Raw genomic sequence first — 17861 nt, 5'->3', positions numbered from 1 at the left:
GAGGATTTTCAAAAACATATTCAAAAAGGACTTCCCCGGTTCTATGATCCGTCAAGCCATCATTCCTTGAGGCTGTATTGAGGCTGGCAATTTCGGGCTTCAGCTCAAGGACCGGGGCAATGCGCTGCTCCGGTGTCAAATTGGTTGTAATACCGGTACTCAGGTTAATGATGAGTTCCGGACAGTGTTTCTGAATAGCCTCCACCGTTTCACGGATAATGTTGATATTTTCAGTGGGCATACCGGTTTCCGGGTCTCTGGCATGAATATGAACTATACTGACCCCTTCCTGAAAGCATCTTTGGGCATCGTCGGCAAACTCTTCCGGCATGTAGGGAACGTTTGGATTGTTATTTTTAAAAACCCCGCCACCCGATAAAGCTGCTGCGATAATCAGCTTATCCTTTTTTTTCATTTCATTTTCCTTTGTCATTGTGATTAAGCAGAAAATTCTACGGCCGCCTTTTCCGCCCATGAGTGAAAAAGCCGCATCAAATTTGGATTGCTATTTTGAGCTAAAATTACTAAAGAATAATGGGATTGTAATGCCCCAAAAGACAGATTTTAAAAATTTATATCCTTGTTTTTTTAAGCAAAGCATATCCAAAAAGATACTATTTACAATAGATGTCCGGCAGTACAACGGATTTTGGAATATTTAAAATATCCATTAAAACAGATGGTTTGAGAAATGATTGCAAAATAAACTTTTCAAATATGTCTTTGGTGGGTGGCTTTGTGTCTCAAAAACATATTTTTATATCTGCATAAGGTTTGAATGGTCATGCAGTTGCAGTGTGAATTGAACCTAAATATAAGGATGGGGGAAACTTATGCTTAAAAAACTAATTTTATGGATAGTGGGTACCCTTGGTATTTTTGTCTTAGTTTTTTACATCATTCTATCAGGAAATTTAGGGAATCCGCGTCCGGGACCATCCCATGTAACAAAAAAAGAGATCCCTCAGCCCGTCATACGCCAGAGGGAAACGGCACAAAAACAGGCCTCACAGACGGACACGATGATACCGTCAAAACAGATTCTTTTCGGTGATCTCCATGTTCACACAACATTTTCCAAGGATGCTTTTTTCTTGGCGATCCCATTAATCCAGGGGGATGGTGTGCACCCGGTAACCGATGCCTGTGATTTTGCCCGCTTTTGTTCGGGACTCGATTTCTGGTCCATCAATGATCATGCTGAATCATTAACACCTGAAATGTGGCTGTCCACCAAAGAGGCTATCCGAGAATGCAATGCCGTCACCGAAGCTGAGAATCCGGACGTGGTATCATTTTTGGGATGGGAATGGACCCAGAAAGGGGACCAGTCGGCAACTTACTATGGCCACAAAAATGTAATTCTTAAAGAGACCGATGAGGAGGCTGTCATATCACACCCTGTTGCAACGTCAGAAAAATATACTGGCATGGACGGTAAGCGGATGATGGTTCCGTGGGCCAACCGCATTGGCTTCTCCCTATTGGATCCAAAAAACCTGTCATTTTACATGGATTATATTGCCTTCACAAAAGAACTGGCTGAAACACCGGTTTGTCCAGACGGAATCCCTTATCAGGACCTGCCTGACAACTGCATTCTGGAAGCCGGGACCCCGGAAGAGCTTTTTGCCCGGCTCAATGAATGGGGGGGGGATTCCATTGTCATTCCCCATGGAAATTCCTGGGGCGTCTCGGCACCCCGGGGCATATCATGGGATAAACAGCTTGTAGGCCAGATGCATGACGAAAATCTGCAAACCCTGATTGAAGTATATTCAGGGCATGGAAATGCCGAAGAGTACCGCTCCTGGAGGCATGTGACCTTTGATAAAAATAAAAATCCCGTTTGTCCCGAGAGAACCGATGACTTTTACCCGGGGTGCCGAAGAGCAGGTGATATTATCCGAGAGCGGTGCCTGGCAGAGGGCGAATCCCAGGCGGAATGCGAGGAGCGCGCTGAGGAAGCACAACTCAATTATCTTGGTATTGACGGGCCGTCGTTCATGGCTGTTCCCGGAACACAAATGAAAGATTGGCTTGATTCGGCACAATGCAGGGACTGCTTTCTGCCGCCCTACGAACACCGCCCCATGCTGTCGACACAGTATGCGCTGGCTGTCAGCAATTTTGATGATCCTGAAAATCCTCGTTCCTTCCGTTTCGGAATGATTGCTTCCAGTGACAATCACTCGGCTAGGGCCGGTACCGGATATAAGGAAATCTATCGCCAGTATATGACAGACGCAGCTGGTGCTAGGGATGAAACATTCCGAAACATTATTGGCAAATTCGAAGATCCTCCGGTTTCCAGATCCCGTTCCTGGGAAGATAAAAAATTTAAGGGGAAAGCCGGCCTGCTGAATGAGGAGCGTGTCAGCTCATTTTATTATACCGGGGGGCTGGTCGCAGTGCATGCCTCAAATCGCACCCGTGATGAAATCTGGAAGGCTCTGAAGCGAAAGGAAGTATATGCTACCAGTGGTGAGCGGATCTTACTTTGGTTCGATCTGGTTAATGGAGGTGACAACGACCGGGAAATGCTGCCCATGGGGAGTGAAATCAGTATGAAACAGACCCCTAAATTCCAAGTAAAAGCAATTGGATCATTCAAACAAAAACCCGGCTGCCCGGAGTATTCTGTTAACTCACTGTCTCCGGAACGATTGAAGCAGCTCTGCCGCAATGAATGTTATAATCCGTCGGATGAACGCAAGATTATAAGCCGTATCGAAGTGATCAGAATCCGTCCGCAGATGTATGAGGGAGAACCGGTTGACGATTTGATTGAAGATCCTTGGAAGACCTTTCATTGTTTTGGTGACTCTGGTGGCTGCCAGGTGGAATTCCAGGACTCTGACTTTGAAATGGTGCAGAGAAATACTGTATATTATGTCCGGGCCATCGAAGAAACTACAAAAACTATTAATGCCGGCAATTATCGGGTGACTTATGATAATGAGGGGAATCCATTGAAAACAAATCCCTGCTATGGCGGTTATCGAACGGACTTTCAAGACGATTGCCTGTCTGATACTGAGCCCAGGGCCTGGTCTTCCCCGATTTTTGTCGATTACGTACGTTGACATGTTTTGTTTTAACCAGCCTAAAAAGGAAAAAACCATGAAAGACTTGATACCGGATAAGGACCTGCCCAATTGGAAGGACCTATTGGAAGAAGGGAAAAAAATTGCCCAGGGAATTCAGATAGGAACCAATGGATTTGATATGCACCGAGACCAATCCTTCTTTGACTGGTATCTGAATGAGATAATCAATGGAAATATCATTTTTTTCCCCCAGCTGGGGTTAAAATCTGTTGATGAACAGGAAAAGGGCATTAAAAAACTGTATGAGGGATTTCAAAAAGCAGGTATCGATCTTGGAGCTGTTATGATTACAGCCGGTTTGCTCAATGGAATTCCTCCGGAGGCCAGAGAGCTGGTACCCAAAGGTACCAGCTATGTCTATAACGGGCTGAAAGATTATGGGCGAATTGTTCATGCGGCACCGGTATTTGCAGCCATCGCAGATTATGCAGTGGGCTGCCCCAATTCCGTTGAAAATGTGACCAATGCTCTTACCGCGGGTTGTTTTGGTGTGGGTACCCTGTCTCAGTTCTCCTGGCGTTTTCCCTATTGGGATGATGAAGTGGGGCAGATTGCAGAAACGGTTAAGTCCATGGGAATTATTGCTGCTAAACGAAATGAAATGGCTTCTGTGGGAAGTTACGCAGAGGATGGGATTCCTTCGACATTTATTGATCATGCATCATTGGTGGGATATACGCTAATTGAACAATATATAACTGAAACCCTCTGTGGTGCAGCATATACCGTTGGATTCGGCGGATTAATGAGCAATATTGTTGACAAATTTGCCTGCATGCTGGCGATTAATGAAGCCGCCAGAATCGATGAATTTTCTCCTGTTATTGATCATGTTGAAGGGAATACCATTGAAGTTTCCAAAGATATGGCCGCTAATTATGGATTGGTGGTAAGTGATTTTATGATATTTGCCCTTTTGGAACGTAAATATAAGACTGGTGCAATGTATACCCCCAAACCGGTTTCCGAAGCGATCCGGGTTCCCACAGTTGAGGAAGTCATTGATGCGGCGGCGGCCTGCAAGGCATCTATGCCTCGAGTATTGGAAATCGAAGATGCAAATCTTTTCGATGATACACAGATACTGGAACTGAAGGATAAACTTGTTATAAACGGAAAAAAATTCTATGACAATGCCATGAACGGTCTTGCCGATATGGGAGTTGATATTGAAGATCCTGTGCAAATGCTTCTGGCCTTGAGACGTCTTGGTGCCGAGCAACTGGAAATGAAATTCAATCCGGGTAAAAAGGATTCCTCGCAATATAGGGGATTTATGTCCACTGCATTAACGGCCAAACAAAAAAAATATGAAAATCAGGTGGAAGACACCCTGGCTTTGCTGAAAGATGCAGACCTGATGGATGCAGTCAAGGGCAAAAAAATTGTTGTCGGCTCTGCCGATACACATCAGTTCGCTCTGTTTGTGATGTCCGAGGTTTTAAATAGACTCGGAGCCAAGGTCATAAACGCCGGTGTGGACCGTGATCCGGAACATCTTCTGGATTTGGCAGCCCAGGAAAAAACATCACTTATTGCCGTGAGCATTCACAACGGCCAGTGTGTAGATTGGGTGAAAACATTCACGGAAAATAACATGACAAGGCACCAAAATGCTCAACTTTACGTGGGCGGGGTTTTAAATACCATGTTGGATTCAAGCTCCGAGCCGGTTGATGCAACCGATATTTTAAAAGAAATCGGAGCGACTCCATGTGCCGACGTGATAGAATTGATAAGAATGATCGGGCAGTAATTCTTCTGGAGTCTGCTCAAAAATAATGATACAGTTTAGGAACCCTGATTCAGGCAGGGCACAGACGGCCGGAATCAGCAGGGCATAAAATGGAAGGGCCAAATGAAAAAAACGATAAGAATACGATTTGACAAAATACTGGCGGCAGCGAGTCTTTTAGCCGCCGTTATTATGGGATTATCATTGATGATATCTACAGCGGTATTTGCCAAAGAAATAAAAAAGCCGAACATTGTATTCATCCTGGTTGATAATTGGGGATGGGGGGATATCAGTATCCAGGGAGGTAAAGTCGCCACGCCGAAGATTGATAATCTGGCCAGCCAGGGAATACGATTCACTAACTACAATGTGGAAACCCAGTGTACGCCAACGAGATCCGCCATTCATACTGCGCGTCTGCCGATCCGGTCCGGCACACATAAGGTAACCCATGGTCAAACATATGGAATGGCACCCTGGGAATATACCATTGCCGAGTTATTGTCGGAATCCGGATATGACACCGCGCTTATGGGGAAGTGGCATCTTGGTGACACAGAAGGGAGACTTCCCACTGACCAGGGTTATGATGAATGGTACGGTATTAAAAATTCTTCCGGGGTTGCCGGATATACCACGACACCCGAATTTGAGCCCAAAGCTTTTCCAACCCCCTATATATGGAAAGGTGTCAAAGGGAAAGCTTCGGAAAAGGTGGCGCCGTATAACATGGAAAACAGAGGATTAATCGACCGGAACATTGTTGAGCGATCCAATGAATATATTAAAAAACATGCCAAGTCTGACAAGCCTTTCTTTTTATATGTGGGCATGACCCAATTTCATCCCCCGGTCGGTATTCACCCGGAATTTATTGGAAAATCAGGCGTTGATGGTTTTTCCGATCTGGTCATGGAAGTGGATCACCATATCGGCATGATCATCCAGACGATTGAAGAGGCTGGAATCAAAGATAACACCATTGTCATCCTGACAGGCGACAATGGAACGGTCCCGGATATTACCATGGAAGGTTTCAGCGGTTCCAACGGTCCCTGGCGGGGAGGTCTTAACGGCTATGAAGGCGGGCTGCGTACGGTGGGGATGATTCGGTGGCCGGACAAAATTCAGCCTGGCCAGCTCACTGATGAAATTATCGCCTCCCTGGATTGGATGCCCACCCTGGCCCATATTATTGGCCAGGAGGATAAAATTCCAGACGATCGCCCCATTGACGGTATCGATCAAGCTGATTTTCTTCTGGGTAAACAGGAAAAATCAAACAGGGAGCATGTGATCATATACGTTGGAAAGGACCTTCATTCCATAAAGTGGCGGTCCTTTAAGATACATATCAAAACAATGGACCATCGGTTTTCCAATATTCAAACTTACAGTGTTCCCCCAATGTACAACCTGAAAACCGATCCCGGTGAACAACATGAATTAATGAATAACGGGAAAATGGAATATACCTGGGTCTATGCGCAATTAGGCAAAATCATGAAACCAAAAATCATCAGTATGAAGGTTTATCCAAATATCAAAACAGGTAAAAATTTTAATGGTTATAATTTTTTTGCCACCAAGATGCGCCAATGGATTGTTGACTTTAAAACCCGGTAAAGGAGCTTTTATGCGTATCCTACGTAATGTGGCCATTGGAATCCTGGTTGTCGGATTTTGCCTGAGTGTTGTGCTTTTTGCCATCTATTATGGTTTTACGGCTGAACCGTATACAACGACTATGAAAGGGAAACCGCTTGCCAAAGCACGTCCGGCCATTCAACAAACTATTGACAAGCAACCTGTAGATCAAACCAAACCGGAAAAGCAAATTTTGTTTGGTGATCTGCATGTCCATACCGGTATTTCATTGGATGCTTTCCAATTTGCAATGCCCCTGGCGTCTGGCGAGGGCGTCCATTCGGTTAATGATGCCGGTGATTTTGCCCGTTATTGTTCGGGCATTGATTTCTGGTCGATCAATGATCACGCGGAAACCACCACACCAAACTTCTGGCAGCTTACAAAAGAAGCAATTCGAGAGTGTAACGCCGTCACTGATCCGGACAATCCTGATGTGGTTGCCTTTTTGGGATTTGAATGGACACAGGCCGGCGACGTTGCAGAAAATCATTATGGACATAAAAATGTCATTTTTCTGGAAACAGATGATGACAAAACCCCGCCAAATCCTATTGCAGCTGTTAATCTCGTGCAAAATGAGCGGGACTTTCTGCCCGGCATTGATTCACGGGCTTTATTACCTTTGGTGGATTTCAAAAACTTACCATTGTATCTTGATTTTAACAAATACCTAAATGAAGTTGCAGCGTTTCCCGGCTGCGGCGATACCGGGCCATTCAGTGAAATTCCAAAAGACTGCATTCCCTCGGTGGTAACCCCGGCAGACCTGTTCGGATTATTGAACCAATGGGGGGGAGAAAGTCTGGTGATTCCCCATGGAAATACCTGGGGCAACTATACCCCACCCAATGTCTCCTGGGACAAACAATTGAGAAACGGGAATCATGATCCTGAGCGGCAGCGGTTGATCGAATTGTTCTCCGGACACGGTAGCACGGAAGAATACCGCGACTGGCGCCATGTGAATATTGACAAAGACGGTAATCTCACCTGTCCTGAACCCAGTGATAATTTCATGCCCGGATGCCGGCAGGCCGCCAAAATTATCCGAAAGCGCTGTCTTAAAGAAGGACTTCCCAAGGAGGAATGCGAGCAGCGAGCTCAAAAAGCCATGCAGGACCATATGGAGTCCAACACCATCTATAGTTTTATGAGTATACCGGCAGATAAAATGGAAGAATGGGAGGGTGCCGAACAATGTGCAGACTGCTATATGCCCAGTTATTATTATCGTCCGGGAGGTTCGGCACAATATGCGCTGGCCGTTCGCAATTTTGATGAAGAAGGTGCGCCAAAAGGGTTTAATTTCGGTTTCATCGCTTCCAGCGACAATCATTCCTCCCGCCCCGGAACAGGATATAAGGAATATAATCGCAAGTACATAACCGATTTTTCAGGATTCAACATAGACTTGATGGCTCGCGTTGGATTCAAAGTGGAAAATGAAAGTCCCAGAGCAGAGTCCAGAATCTGGCAAGCCATCAACCAGAGAGAAACAAACCGGGGGGCAGTCAAAATGTTTGAGCGTCAAACCTCGTATATGTACACAGGTGGACTGGTCGCGGTCCACTCGGAAAGCCGGACCCGGGACTCCATCTGGAAAGCCCTTAAACAGCGTGAGGTCTATGGGACTTCCGGAGAGCGAACACTGCTCTGGTTTGACATGATAAATGATTCACAAAAAAGTTCCATGGGAGCAATGGTATCAAGGATATCCGCACCGCTCTTTCAAGTTCGGGCAATCGGCGCATTCAAGCAGAAACCGGGCTGCCCGGATATTGTGGTGAATAATATGTCTTTGGAAAAAATCAATCGGTTATGCCGGGGAGAATGTTATAATCCATCCGACGAACGAAAACTGATTACCCGAATTGAAGTAATTCGTATTCGTCCCCAGGCCTATGAAAACGAACCCATAGGAGATCTGGTCGAAGATCCCTGGAAAGTTTTCAATTGCCCAGGCGATCCGGCCGGCTGTATTGTGGAATTTTCAGATCCTGAATTTGAAACCGCCAGGCGGGATACCCTCTATTATGTTCGAGCTGTCAGTGAACCCAAACCCACGATTAACGGTCAGCAGCTCAATATCCAATATGATGAAAACGGGAAATTCCAAGGCATGACCACCTGCCTGTCCAACACTGATGAGGATTGCCTGGCTGAACAGGAGCCACGGGCCTGGTCATCACCGATATTTGTTTATTACGGACAGGAAGGTTCATGAGATGGGAATTGATCCTGAATTTTTCAGGAAAGGCTGGTTTTTTCCAGCCATAGGCTGCCTGGCAGGCCTTGCCCTGGCTGTTTCCAGTCTAATGAGTTCTGCAGGTGCCGTACTTCCTAAAGGTTCTGCAGCCCGGGTCAATGGCATACTAATATCCGAAACCAAGTACCTGGAACTACTGAATGCCTTTTCCCAGGACCGGCGATCAGATCTCACACGAGATGATCGACTGTTTGTACTTGAACGTATGATTGAAGAAGAATTATTGGTTCAGCAAGGGCAGTCCCTGGGAATGCTGCAATCTAACCAGTCCGTGCGGGCATCCTTGGTTAACGGAATACGGGACTCCATCACCAACGGGAAATCCAGTCAACCCAATGAAGAAGAGTTACAAGATTTCTATTCTGAACAGATCGGTCTTTTTACGCCCTCGACACGTCTTAAGCTCAGGCAGATTGTGTTACCGATGACAGCTGACGGCAACACAATAGCCGAACTATTGGTTGACGGTTCCTCTATTGCTGCGGTGAAGAAACAATTCCATGTGAAAAACTATCTCACTGCCCCCAGAAGTTCCATGCCCGTCTCAAGACTTTTGTCATATTTGGGGCCGACCCTGTTGCAGGCTGTTATGGAACTTGAACCCGGTGAATTCACCAAACCCATTATCAGTAATAATTATCAGCACATCATCTATCTTGAAAACCGGAGAGAAGGTGTTGCACCACCATTTGAAAAAATCCGCGACCAGGTAGAAGCCAGATATTGGAAGACCAGGGATACCATGCGTTTTCGAAAATATCTGGATCAGTTGAAGCAAAAATCACTGATTTTACGCGGTGTCTAAATGAAAAACCCGATTCTCAGGATAATAGTCTGCATAATGCTCTCCTGGGCCGCTGGGGGCCATGCCTGGGGACATACCCGAAACGAATCCTATTCCCATTGGCAGCTCCAGGGAAGGCAACTGCAGGGATCTGTTAGTATCCCGCTTCCCCTGTTTTCAATTTTGAAATCTTTTTTTTTAGCAAACGGACAGGATCCCTATTCAGCCTTAGCAGAGGAGGCAAGTCATACATTTAATTGGACCCGTAATGGTCGATCTTGTGAAATGGAACAAGTCCCTGTTGTTCTTAAGTATAGCCAGGCAGGCCGGGTTGAAATTCACTTGCAGTATACCTGTGAACCGAGTGGGGATCTGATTTTAGAAAATCGTGGTTTTTTAAACTTAACCCAGCGCCATGCGCATATTGCACGGTTCAGCGAAACCGGAAATTATTGGCATGAACATATTTTCAGTACATCCGAATCTACCGGCCAGCGTTGGAATATACCTTTAAATAAACCACCGCAAACGGCCCTGGAAACCTTAAGCTCATGGATACCTAGTGGTATTGAGCACATCATCGGTGGATTGGATCATATCGCATTTTTAATTGCCTTGCTTCTTTGGCTGGGCTCATGGAAATCTTTACTGGCCTTGATTACGGGATTCAGCATCGGACATTCCATCAGCTTGATAGCATCCGTTATGGGCAATATCAGTCCGAGCGGTTCGGTTATTGATGTTCTGGTCAGTTTTACCATTATCTTCGCTGCCAGTGAAAAAATCGCCCATCGCTATCATTATGAAAACCGGCACAAGTGGCTGATTGGTATCCTGCTGGCAGGTACGGCATTTATTCATTGGTTTCTTGATATTTCCCAACCGGATTTTCAGTTATTGATCGGGCTGGCCATTTTTCTTATCAGCTATCTGCAACTCTGCTATTGGTATCCGAAACGTCGTGGGATCTTATTCGGCCTGATTACAATATTCTTCGGGCTTATCCACGGATTTGGTTTTGCCGGAAATCTCACAGGATCGGTTCTGCCGAATCAACATAAACTGCTCGCCCTTTTAGGTTTCAATATAGGTGTTGAAATCGGTCAACTTCTAATCCTGTTGATCATAATTTCTATTGTTTTTACCGCCCGCCCCTTTTTCACAGGTACAGGCCTGCGGGATACTGTAAATCAAATAGCAGCATCTTTATTATGCGGCATGGGTACGTATTGGTGTATTATAAGATTATATGGCTGATAAAATTAATTCCTCCCCGTTTATGATCGAAACCACACAGGTGAAAAAATATAAAACCAATTGGCAACCGATATCCATAAAAATTGCTATTGAATATCTGTTTTATTTTGGTTATATATAAAATTAGACTAAATTTAACTAAATTTAAAATCGGTGCCCATTATGTCTCCAACATTATTGCACAGTAAAATCAGAATTCCGTTCATTCAAAGAAAGTGCATAGATCGACCCCGGTTGGTGACCCGCTTAGACAGGGTTTTCACAAGCAAACTTACTATTGTTTCCGCACCAGCCGGTTACGGCAAAACAACTGTCCTGACTCAGTGGGCAGCCAGCAGCAAACATCCAATAGTCTGGTACTCCCTGGAAGCCGGTGATAACGATCGCACCCGTTTCTGGATTTATGTGGCGACAGCGTTAAAAGCACAAAATGATTCCATCGGAAATTCCGCCTTATCTTTGCTGAGTTCTTCAACAAAATCATCAATAGAAATGATATTAACCAGTTTAATCAATGATATTGTGAGTTCAGGGAAAATGCTTGTTTTGATTCTTGATGATTACCACCTCATCACAAATCAAAAAATTCATGATGATATCACTTTCCTTCTCCATCACCTTCCTCAATATCTGCGGATCATTATCGCTTCAAGAGCCAAACTCAGTCTATCCTTGGGTCGTCTCCGCGCTCACGGCCAATTAAATGAACTGCATATGGATGACTTGCGCTTTGCCGTGACGGAAAGTCTGATGTTTTTCAACAATCTGATAGGGACAGACCTTTATGATAAGCGTATTGAAAAATTAAGCGAGCAGGCAGAAGGTTGGATCGCAGGACTGCAATTGATTGCTCTGTGTATAAAGGACCGATCCCAAGTGAATAGAATCCTGAATGGATTTAAAGGACATCATCAGTATATTGCCGACTTCCTTTTGGAAGAAGTTCTCAATCAGCAGGATCAAACCGTAAGATCATTCCTGCTTCAGACATCAATTCTTGAACGTATGTGCGGATCATTATGTGAAAGCATAACCGGTATCAGTAAAAGTTCGATGATTCTGGAAGAAATTGAGAAGGACAGCCTGTTTACGTTTCCGCTGGATGAAGAAAAAAAGTGGTTCCGATATCACAGCTTTTTTCAAACGCTTTTACTGAACCAGCTCAAAAAAAGCCAGCCGGAGCGTCTGGCAGAGCTGCACCACCGGGCCAGCCTCTGGTATGAAAAAAACGATTATCCAACTCGGGCCGTGGACCATGCACTGGCAGCCGGCAATAAAGACAGAGCTGCCGATTTGATAGAGGCCAATGCCGTTCATTGGATTTCTAAAGGGGAAATGATTGCAATGATTCGCTGGCTTGACTCAATTGAAGAATCATTGATCCGATCAAGACCCGAAATCTGTATCATTCAAGGTTTTTTAAGCATCATCAACCCTTTTGAAGGGTCTTTCGATATTATTGAGCAACGAATTCAAGATGTCAAAAATGCCATGGAAAGCGAGGTGTTCAATACGGCACCACGATCATACCAGACGCGTATCATGAGATCAGTAGCTTGTCTTCAGGCGAGTCTGGATCAAGGACGTGGAGAATCCCCTGAGGATATGATTGATTTACTGGAAAATACACTCAAAACAACCGAAGGGGATGACGACTTATTGCAGAATACACTGGCCCTAAATTTGACCATTACCTACCGTGAAACAGGTGATGCAAAAGCTGCATGCAAAACCATCAACAATAATATAAAATTTGATGAACCCGGCGGGTTTGATTTTTTCAAAACATATGGGGCCTATCTGCTGGCCCTGATGAAATACGAGCAAGGAGACCTAAAAGAAGCGGCCAACATCTGCCAACGCATCATAAACCGATATGAGAGTGACCAAAATCTTGCCAAGGCTGATATACCCGTATTGGGTGCTCCCTATATGTGTCTGGGTGCTGTTTTATTGGAAATGAACCAGGTGAACAAGGCGGAAAAATATTTGCCTAAAGGGTTTGAACTTCTAAAAGTACTCTGTGATTTTGACACATTATTGGTGGGTTATGGGGCTTTGATCCGATTGAAGACTGCACAGGGGGCCGATTTTACAGAAGTAACCCGTATTATAAATGAAATGTCACGCCTGGGCCCTGAAGCTGAAAAATATGGGGCTGTTTTAAAAATTCAGTATTTGTGGTCCCATCATGAACAAAACAGCAATTGGATCGCAGCAATAGGGCTTATAATGAGACAATATGATTTTGGTATAGAGAATCAGCCTCTATTCCCGGGAATCGATCACCCAGGCCAGCGCCACCATGAGCAGCAGATCTGTGTGGTGCGGTTTTTAATCTTTCAACAATCGGCAATGGCAACCCAAAATCACCAGTCAAAAATGTCCAAGATGATGAATTTTCTTAATCAGAAATTACAATTGGCCAAGGACAGAGAGCTTTTCACGAGAATCATTCAGATCCGAATTTTGAAAAGCCAGCTAATGTATGCCAACGGAAAAATCAAAGACGCCCTGGCTGAATTACGCCCTGCACTTTCTCTGGCAAGAAATAGAGGCTTCTTCAGAATTTTCATAGATGATGGTGAATCCTTGATAAAACTCTTAAAATTAGCTGTTGCCCAGGGGATTCATCGGGAATACACGACGCGATTGGTACAGGCATTAAAACATGATGACAAATCCAATTCAATTCATTCTGAATCAGCAACATCATCCGTTTTATTAGAGCAGATGAGTGAGCGGGAAGTTCAGGTTCTAAGGCTGGTAGCCGCCGGGCTGTCGAATCGTGAAATAGCTGAAGAGTTGTATCTTGCAGTGGGTACAGTCAAGAAACACCTGTATAATATATATGGAAAATTGAATGTCAATCGAAGAACCCAGGCCGTGTCCCAGGCTAAAAAACTCTCACTTCTATAAAATCAGTAATTGATTATAAAAAATTCAATCAAAAATCTATTTTTTTTATTATAGTGGGTCTTTTGACCCTACCCTTAATAAACTTGATGACTACTCCTTTTGTGGTAGCGTTATGTCCTTTGTTTCACATAAAATTAATCTTTTGATGGAATACAGATTGGCAAATTGAGTATACGGTATAAATCTTAAAGCTAAATAGTCTCTTTTTTTAAAAATATTCACCAAGGAGTCAATTATCATGAAACAAAATATTTTGAAACGGTATTACAAAGACAAAACGATTGTAATCGTTGGTGCTGCAGGCGGTATTGGACACGAACTCTCACTTTTGTGCTCACGGTATACCGATAAACTGGTTCTTATCGGTCGAAATGTCGCGAAGTTACAAACCCTATCAAATAAAATATCCGGCAGTCATTTTTTTTTGGCCGACATCACGAATGCTACCGAGGTGAATAATACATTGGACACTATTGAAAAAGATGTGGGACCCGTTGATATATCATTTAATCTTGCTGCCGTGGATTATTTTATTCGATTTGATCACATGACACCAGATGAGATTACAGAGAGTTGCAGGATCAATTTTGAAGGAACCATCCTTTACACCCAGGCACTATTGAAAAAAATGATGAAGCGAAACTCAGGCACCATCGTTAATGCGGTTTCATTTTCCAATGGGAGTGTGGCATTTCCATTTTTTGCTGTCGATAGTGCCACCCGGGCCGGATTGTCAAATCTGTTCAGAAGTCTGAGAAAAGAGTTGCGCAAAACCCACCCGGGTATCAGGTTTACACTTTTTTCACCGCCTCCGACGAAAACTGAGACGGAACTATCTCGCGGGTCTTCAAAAGTATGGGGGAAACTGGGAGTGAATATGCATGAACCAAACGAAGTTGCATCCAACATATTCCTGAAAACAGCCCAGGGAAAAGATGAAATCATGGGAGCTGCTGAGAAAGCATTGAGATTGGTGGATACACTCTCCACAAAAATCAGTCAGCTTATTTTCTTCAATAAATATCAAAAAATCAGCAGTCAATTCCTGGATAAAAACAAATCGTGAGGCAGTTTAAAATGAAAAATTATAATAATGAAAGCGTATTGATAACCGGCGGCTACGGGGTTATCGGCGAAGAAATAAGCAGGATACTAAGGGAACGTCATCCAAATCTTAAAATAATCCTTGGTGGACGAAATCCTGAAAAAGCTGCCGGTATTGTATCAGCCCTTGGTAATGCTGAGGCGGTTGCAGTGGATATCACATCGAAAAATCCGCTTCAATCATTGCCGTTCATGCCATCGGCCATAATCAATTCAGTTAATGATACCTATGATAACCTGTTGCTGGATTGTGTCAGGCAAGAAATTCCCATAGTAGATATTGCCCGCTGGGGCCAGCGGTTGCGAGATGCTTTTGGTCGATTGCTGGTGGAGCAGCTTAACTCCCCTTACCTTGTAGGATCTGGCTGGATGGGTGGGTCTGTACCCATGATTGCTGCCGCGGCCGCAGAACGGTTCGTAGAAGTAGACACAATTGATATCGAGGTGCTGCAAGGATCAAAAGATAGATCCGGCCCCAATTCAGCCGACTATGCACTGCAATTCCACTCGCCCATTTTTGTGTATATTGACGGACAATACATTGCCCTGCCCGCTTACAGCAACCCCAAAAAAGTGGTTTTCCCCGGTGGATTTAAGGGGAAAACCTATCTATTTGACGCATCCGAACATTTTATCCTTCCTATTACCACAGGTGCTGCAAATGTGCGATGCCGTATCAGCCTTGACAACAAGCTGTTAATGGCTGCGGGTGTTTTTCTTATGAAAACAGGTGTGATGAAGCTTTTTGGCCATCCACGCTATATGAAAGCAAAACATGCATTCCTTCATAAGCCCGGCAAAGGCGCGTCCCATCAAATCATGATCCGGGTGGCAGGTATTGATCGGAAGGGCACTGCCGGTGAAACCAATATCACTATGGTGTGTCCCGATGGACAGGTCCGTCTGACGGCCTGCGGAGCAGTTATCCAGACCGAGCGTCTCATGGGACTGGATGGACAGGAACCACCGGGACCCGGCGTCCATTTTCCGGAAAGATGCCAAAACCTGCCATCCGCGCTTAAACTATTAGAAGACAACGGTGTAACAGTTTCCAGTTCGGTTCCATTGATAGTAAGTACTTAGGGAATCGCATCTATAAATCGGTCTCAAGCGTGCGAAAATAAGAATTTTATTTTCGAACAGGACGCATCCCGGGTAGGACAACATCCTTATTGGGGGAGTCCGTCGTTTTTTGAAACCATAGATCAATAGACCGTGCCGTTCCCTCAGGGGGAGTGATGAACTTTTTAACATTGGGAAGGGTTTCTTCCACCGTCTCAAGGTATAACCGGATATTGGTGATCTCTTTGGCCCCTTGATAAGCCGCTACTTGTTGGATAAAATTTGCAGCTTCCCCCAGTGCTCTATTTATCTTTTCTTCCCTATAGGATTCCGCGTCCGTTAAAATTTTTACTGCCTGCCCCCTTGCCTTGGCCAGGGTGGCATTGCGAAAGGCGTGGGACTGATTGATACGGGTATTTTTGTCCTCCTCGGCACTGGCAACATCCCTGAACGCCTGGTGGACATTAGCCGGGGCATGATCATCTATAAGGGACATTCCAAGTATGCTGATCCCGGCTTCATATTTGTCCAATGTGTGTTGCAACAAAGAGACAACACGCTGTTCAATTTCTTTGCGGTCATTAGTTAAGATAATATCAATCTCCTTTTTACCGATCACTTGCCTCACGACGGATTCCGTCAGATTCTTTATCAATATTGTCTGTTTATCGACTTTATGTTGATAATCAAAAAAATTATAGATTGAATATTGGACTGTTAAGAGAAGGTTGATAATGTTTTCATCCCCGGTTAACGATTCGGATTCGGTCAATAACCTCTGTAATTCCTTTTTTTGTTCTTTGACCGGAAGATCAATGATGAAACTGCGATAACCGATTTCAATACGTCTGATTTCCGCTGTTTTATTAATCTCGATGGTTTCAAACGGAAAAGGATATCTATAATGCAACCCCTGCTCGATATCCTGTTGAATGACCTTTCCAAAGCGCTTCAGCATTCCTGTTTCTCCCGGATCGATGATGTAAAGACCGGAAAGTATGTAACCTGCAATAATAATCACCGGCGAATATTTCAAGACTGTTTTTCCAAAGTTAAAGAGGGACACAAATGGTCGATCGCCAAGATGCACATAAAAGCCCAGCCAGGTGTGTAGCTTATGCTGGGTGCTCAGTCGCAAACTTTCCGGTGTTACTCCTTTATACAGTCTCAGAATGAGGAATAAAAGGATGATCGATGCCCCTATTTTGATATATTCGGGAAATAGAGTGGTCGCACTTCCCATGGTTACGATCGGATCAATATTAAACCAGGAATACACTGCGTTCAACGCTGTACCTAAGAGTATGCTGACCACAATAATCGTTCCCAGGTAGACTGCCAGCATTTTGCGCCCCAAAAATTTTCCCACAAGAGCGATAGTCCCGGCATTGGTGGCCGGTCCAGCCAGCAAAAAGACAAGGGCAGCACCGGGATTCAATCCCTTTAAGATCATTGAAACAGCAACTGGTGTTGAAGAGGTTGCGCACATATACATGGGAATACCAATTATTGTCATAGCTATCATCGACATGAATTGATTTCCCAGGTATTGATTGAAAAATGTCTCCGGTATCAGGGCTGAAATGACACCGGCAATCACAATACTGATCATCAACCACGTAGCAATATCACCCAGTAACTCAACATAAGCATACCGAAGAAGTTCCTTTAGTTTATTGTCCGACTTCCCGGTGGGAATGTTGTGACTTGTATGATGATGCTGATCATGACAGGAACAGGTGTGATCTGATTGACAATGAGAGGATAAAAATTCAGCCTCTGTATCAATCCCGGCTGCTTCTGTCTGTTTTATGGACTTTCGATCAACAAAGTTGGCCGTAATACCCGCAGATATGGCCGTAATCAGTGCTGAAAGCGGACGAACAATGGTCATGATTGGATCCATGAGAGCGTATGTCAAACTGATGGAATCTGCACCGGTCTCAGGTGTTGATATTAAAAAGGACAGCG

At 44.5% G+C, this 17861-nt stretch carries 11 protein-coding genes; 9 read left to right on the top strand and 2 right to left on the bottom strand.

Annotated elements, in window-relative coordinates:
• The coding region (locus K8S13_RS22960) for a 3-keto-5-aminohexanoate cleavage protein (protein WP_291466056.1) at window positions 1–415 on the bottom strand (415 nt) is incomplete at its 3' end.
• A gap of 418 nt (window positions 416–833) precedes the next feature.
• Here K8S13_RS22960 and K8S13_RS22955 point away from each other — a divergent pair.
• From K8S13_RS22955 to K8S13_RS22915, 9 genes are all read left to right on the top strand, one after another.
• Window positions 834–3086, top strand: coding sequence for a DUF3604 domain-containing protein (locus K8S13_RS22955; RefSeq protein WP_291466055.1), 2253 nt, complete (start codon window positions 834–836; stop codon window positions 3084–3086).
• A gap of 37 nt (window positions 3087–3123) precedes the next feature.
• On the top strand, window positions 3124–4866 hold the full coding sequence (locus tag K8S13_RS22950; protein ID WP_291466054.1) for a hypothetical protein: 1743 nt from the start codon (window positions 3124–3126) through the stop codon (window positions 4864–4866).
• 102 nt (window positions 4867–4968) lie between these two features.
• Complete coding sequence (locus K8S13_RS22945) at window positions 4969–6474, top strand: sulfatase-like hydrolase/transferase (RefSeq protein ID WP_291466053.1); 1506 nt, start codon at window positions 4969–4971, stop codon at window positions 6472–6474.
• Window positions 6475–6484: 10 nt separating this feature from the next.
• Window positions 6485–8722, top strand: a complete 2238-nt coding sequence (locus tag K8S13_RS22940) for a DUF3604 domain-containing protein (protein WP_291466052.1) — start codon at window positions 6485–6487, stop codon at window positions 8720–8722.
• Window position 8723: 1 nt separating this feature from the next.
• The gene (locus tag K8S13_RS22935; RefSeq protein ID WP_291466051.1) at window positions 8724–9569 is read left to right on the top strand and encodes a peptidylprolyl isomerase; all 846 of its coding nucleotides are present in this window, start codon (window positions 8724–8726) and stop codon (window positions 9567–9569) included.
• Window positions 9570–10805, top strand: coding sequence for a HupE/UreJ family protein (locus K8S13_RS22930; protein ID WP_291466050.1), 1236 nt, complete (start codon window positions 9570–9572; stop codon window positions 10803–10805).
• Between the two features lie 162 nt (window positions 10806–10967).
• Window positions 10968–13724 carry a LuxR C-terminal-related transcriptional regulator gene (locus K8S13_RS22925; protein ID WP_291466049.1) on the top strand — a complete coding sequence of 919 codons (2757 nt, stop codon included), beginning with the start codon at window positions 10968–10970 and terminating at the stop codon, window positions 13722–13724.
• Window positions 13725–13962: 238 nt separating this feature from the next.
• Entirely contained in the window at window positions 13963–14790 is an 828-nt protein-coding gene (locus K8S13_RS22920) for an SDR family oxidoreductase (RefSeq protein ID WP_291466048.1), read from the top strand.
• Between the two features lie 11 nt (window positions 14791–14801).
• Window positions 14802–15911, top strand: a complete 1110-nt coding sequence (locus tag K8S13_RS22915; RefSeq protein WP_291466047.1) for a hypothetical protein — start codon at window positions 14802–14804, stop codon at window positions 15909–15911.
• A gap of 46 nt (window positions 15912–15957) precedes the next feature.
• On the opposite strand, the gene hflK is transcribed toward K8S13_RS22915, so the two are convergent.
• Window positions 15958–17861, bottom strand: a 1904-nt coding sequence (hflK, locus tag K8S13_RS22910; RefSeq protein ID WP_291466046.1) for an FtsH protease activity modulator HflK, incomplete at its 5' end; no start/stop codon positions are given.

Source organism: Desulfobacula sp., assembly GCF_021107415.1.
This window is presented reverse-complemented; position numbering and strand designations above follow the sequence as displayed.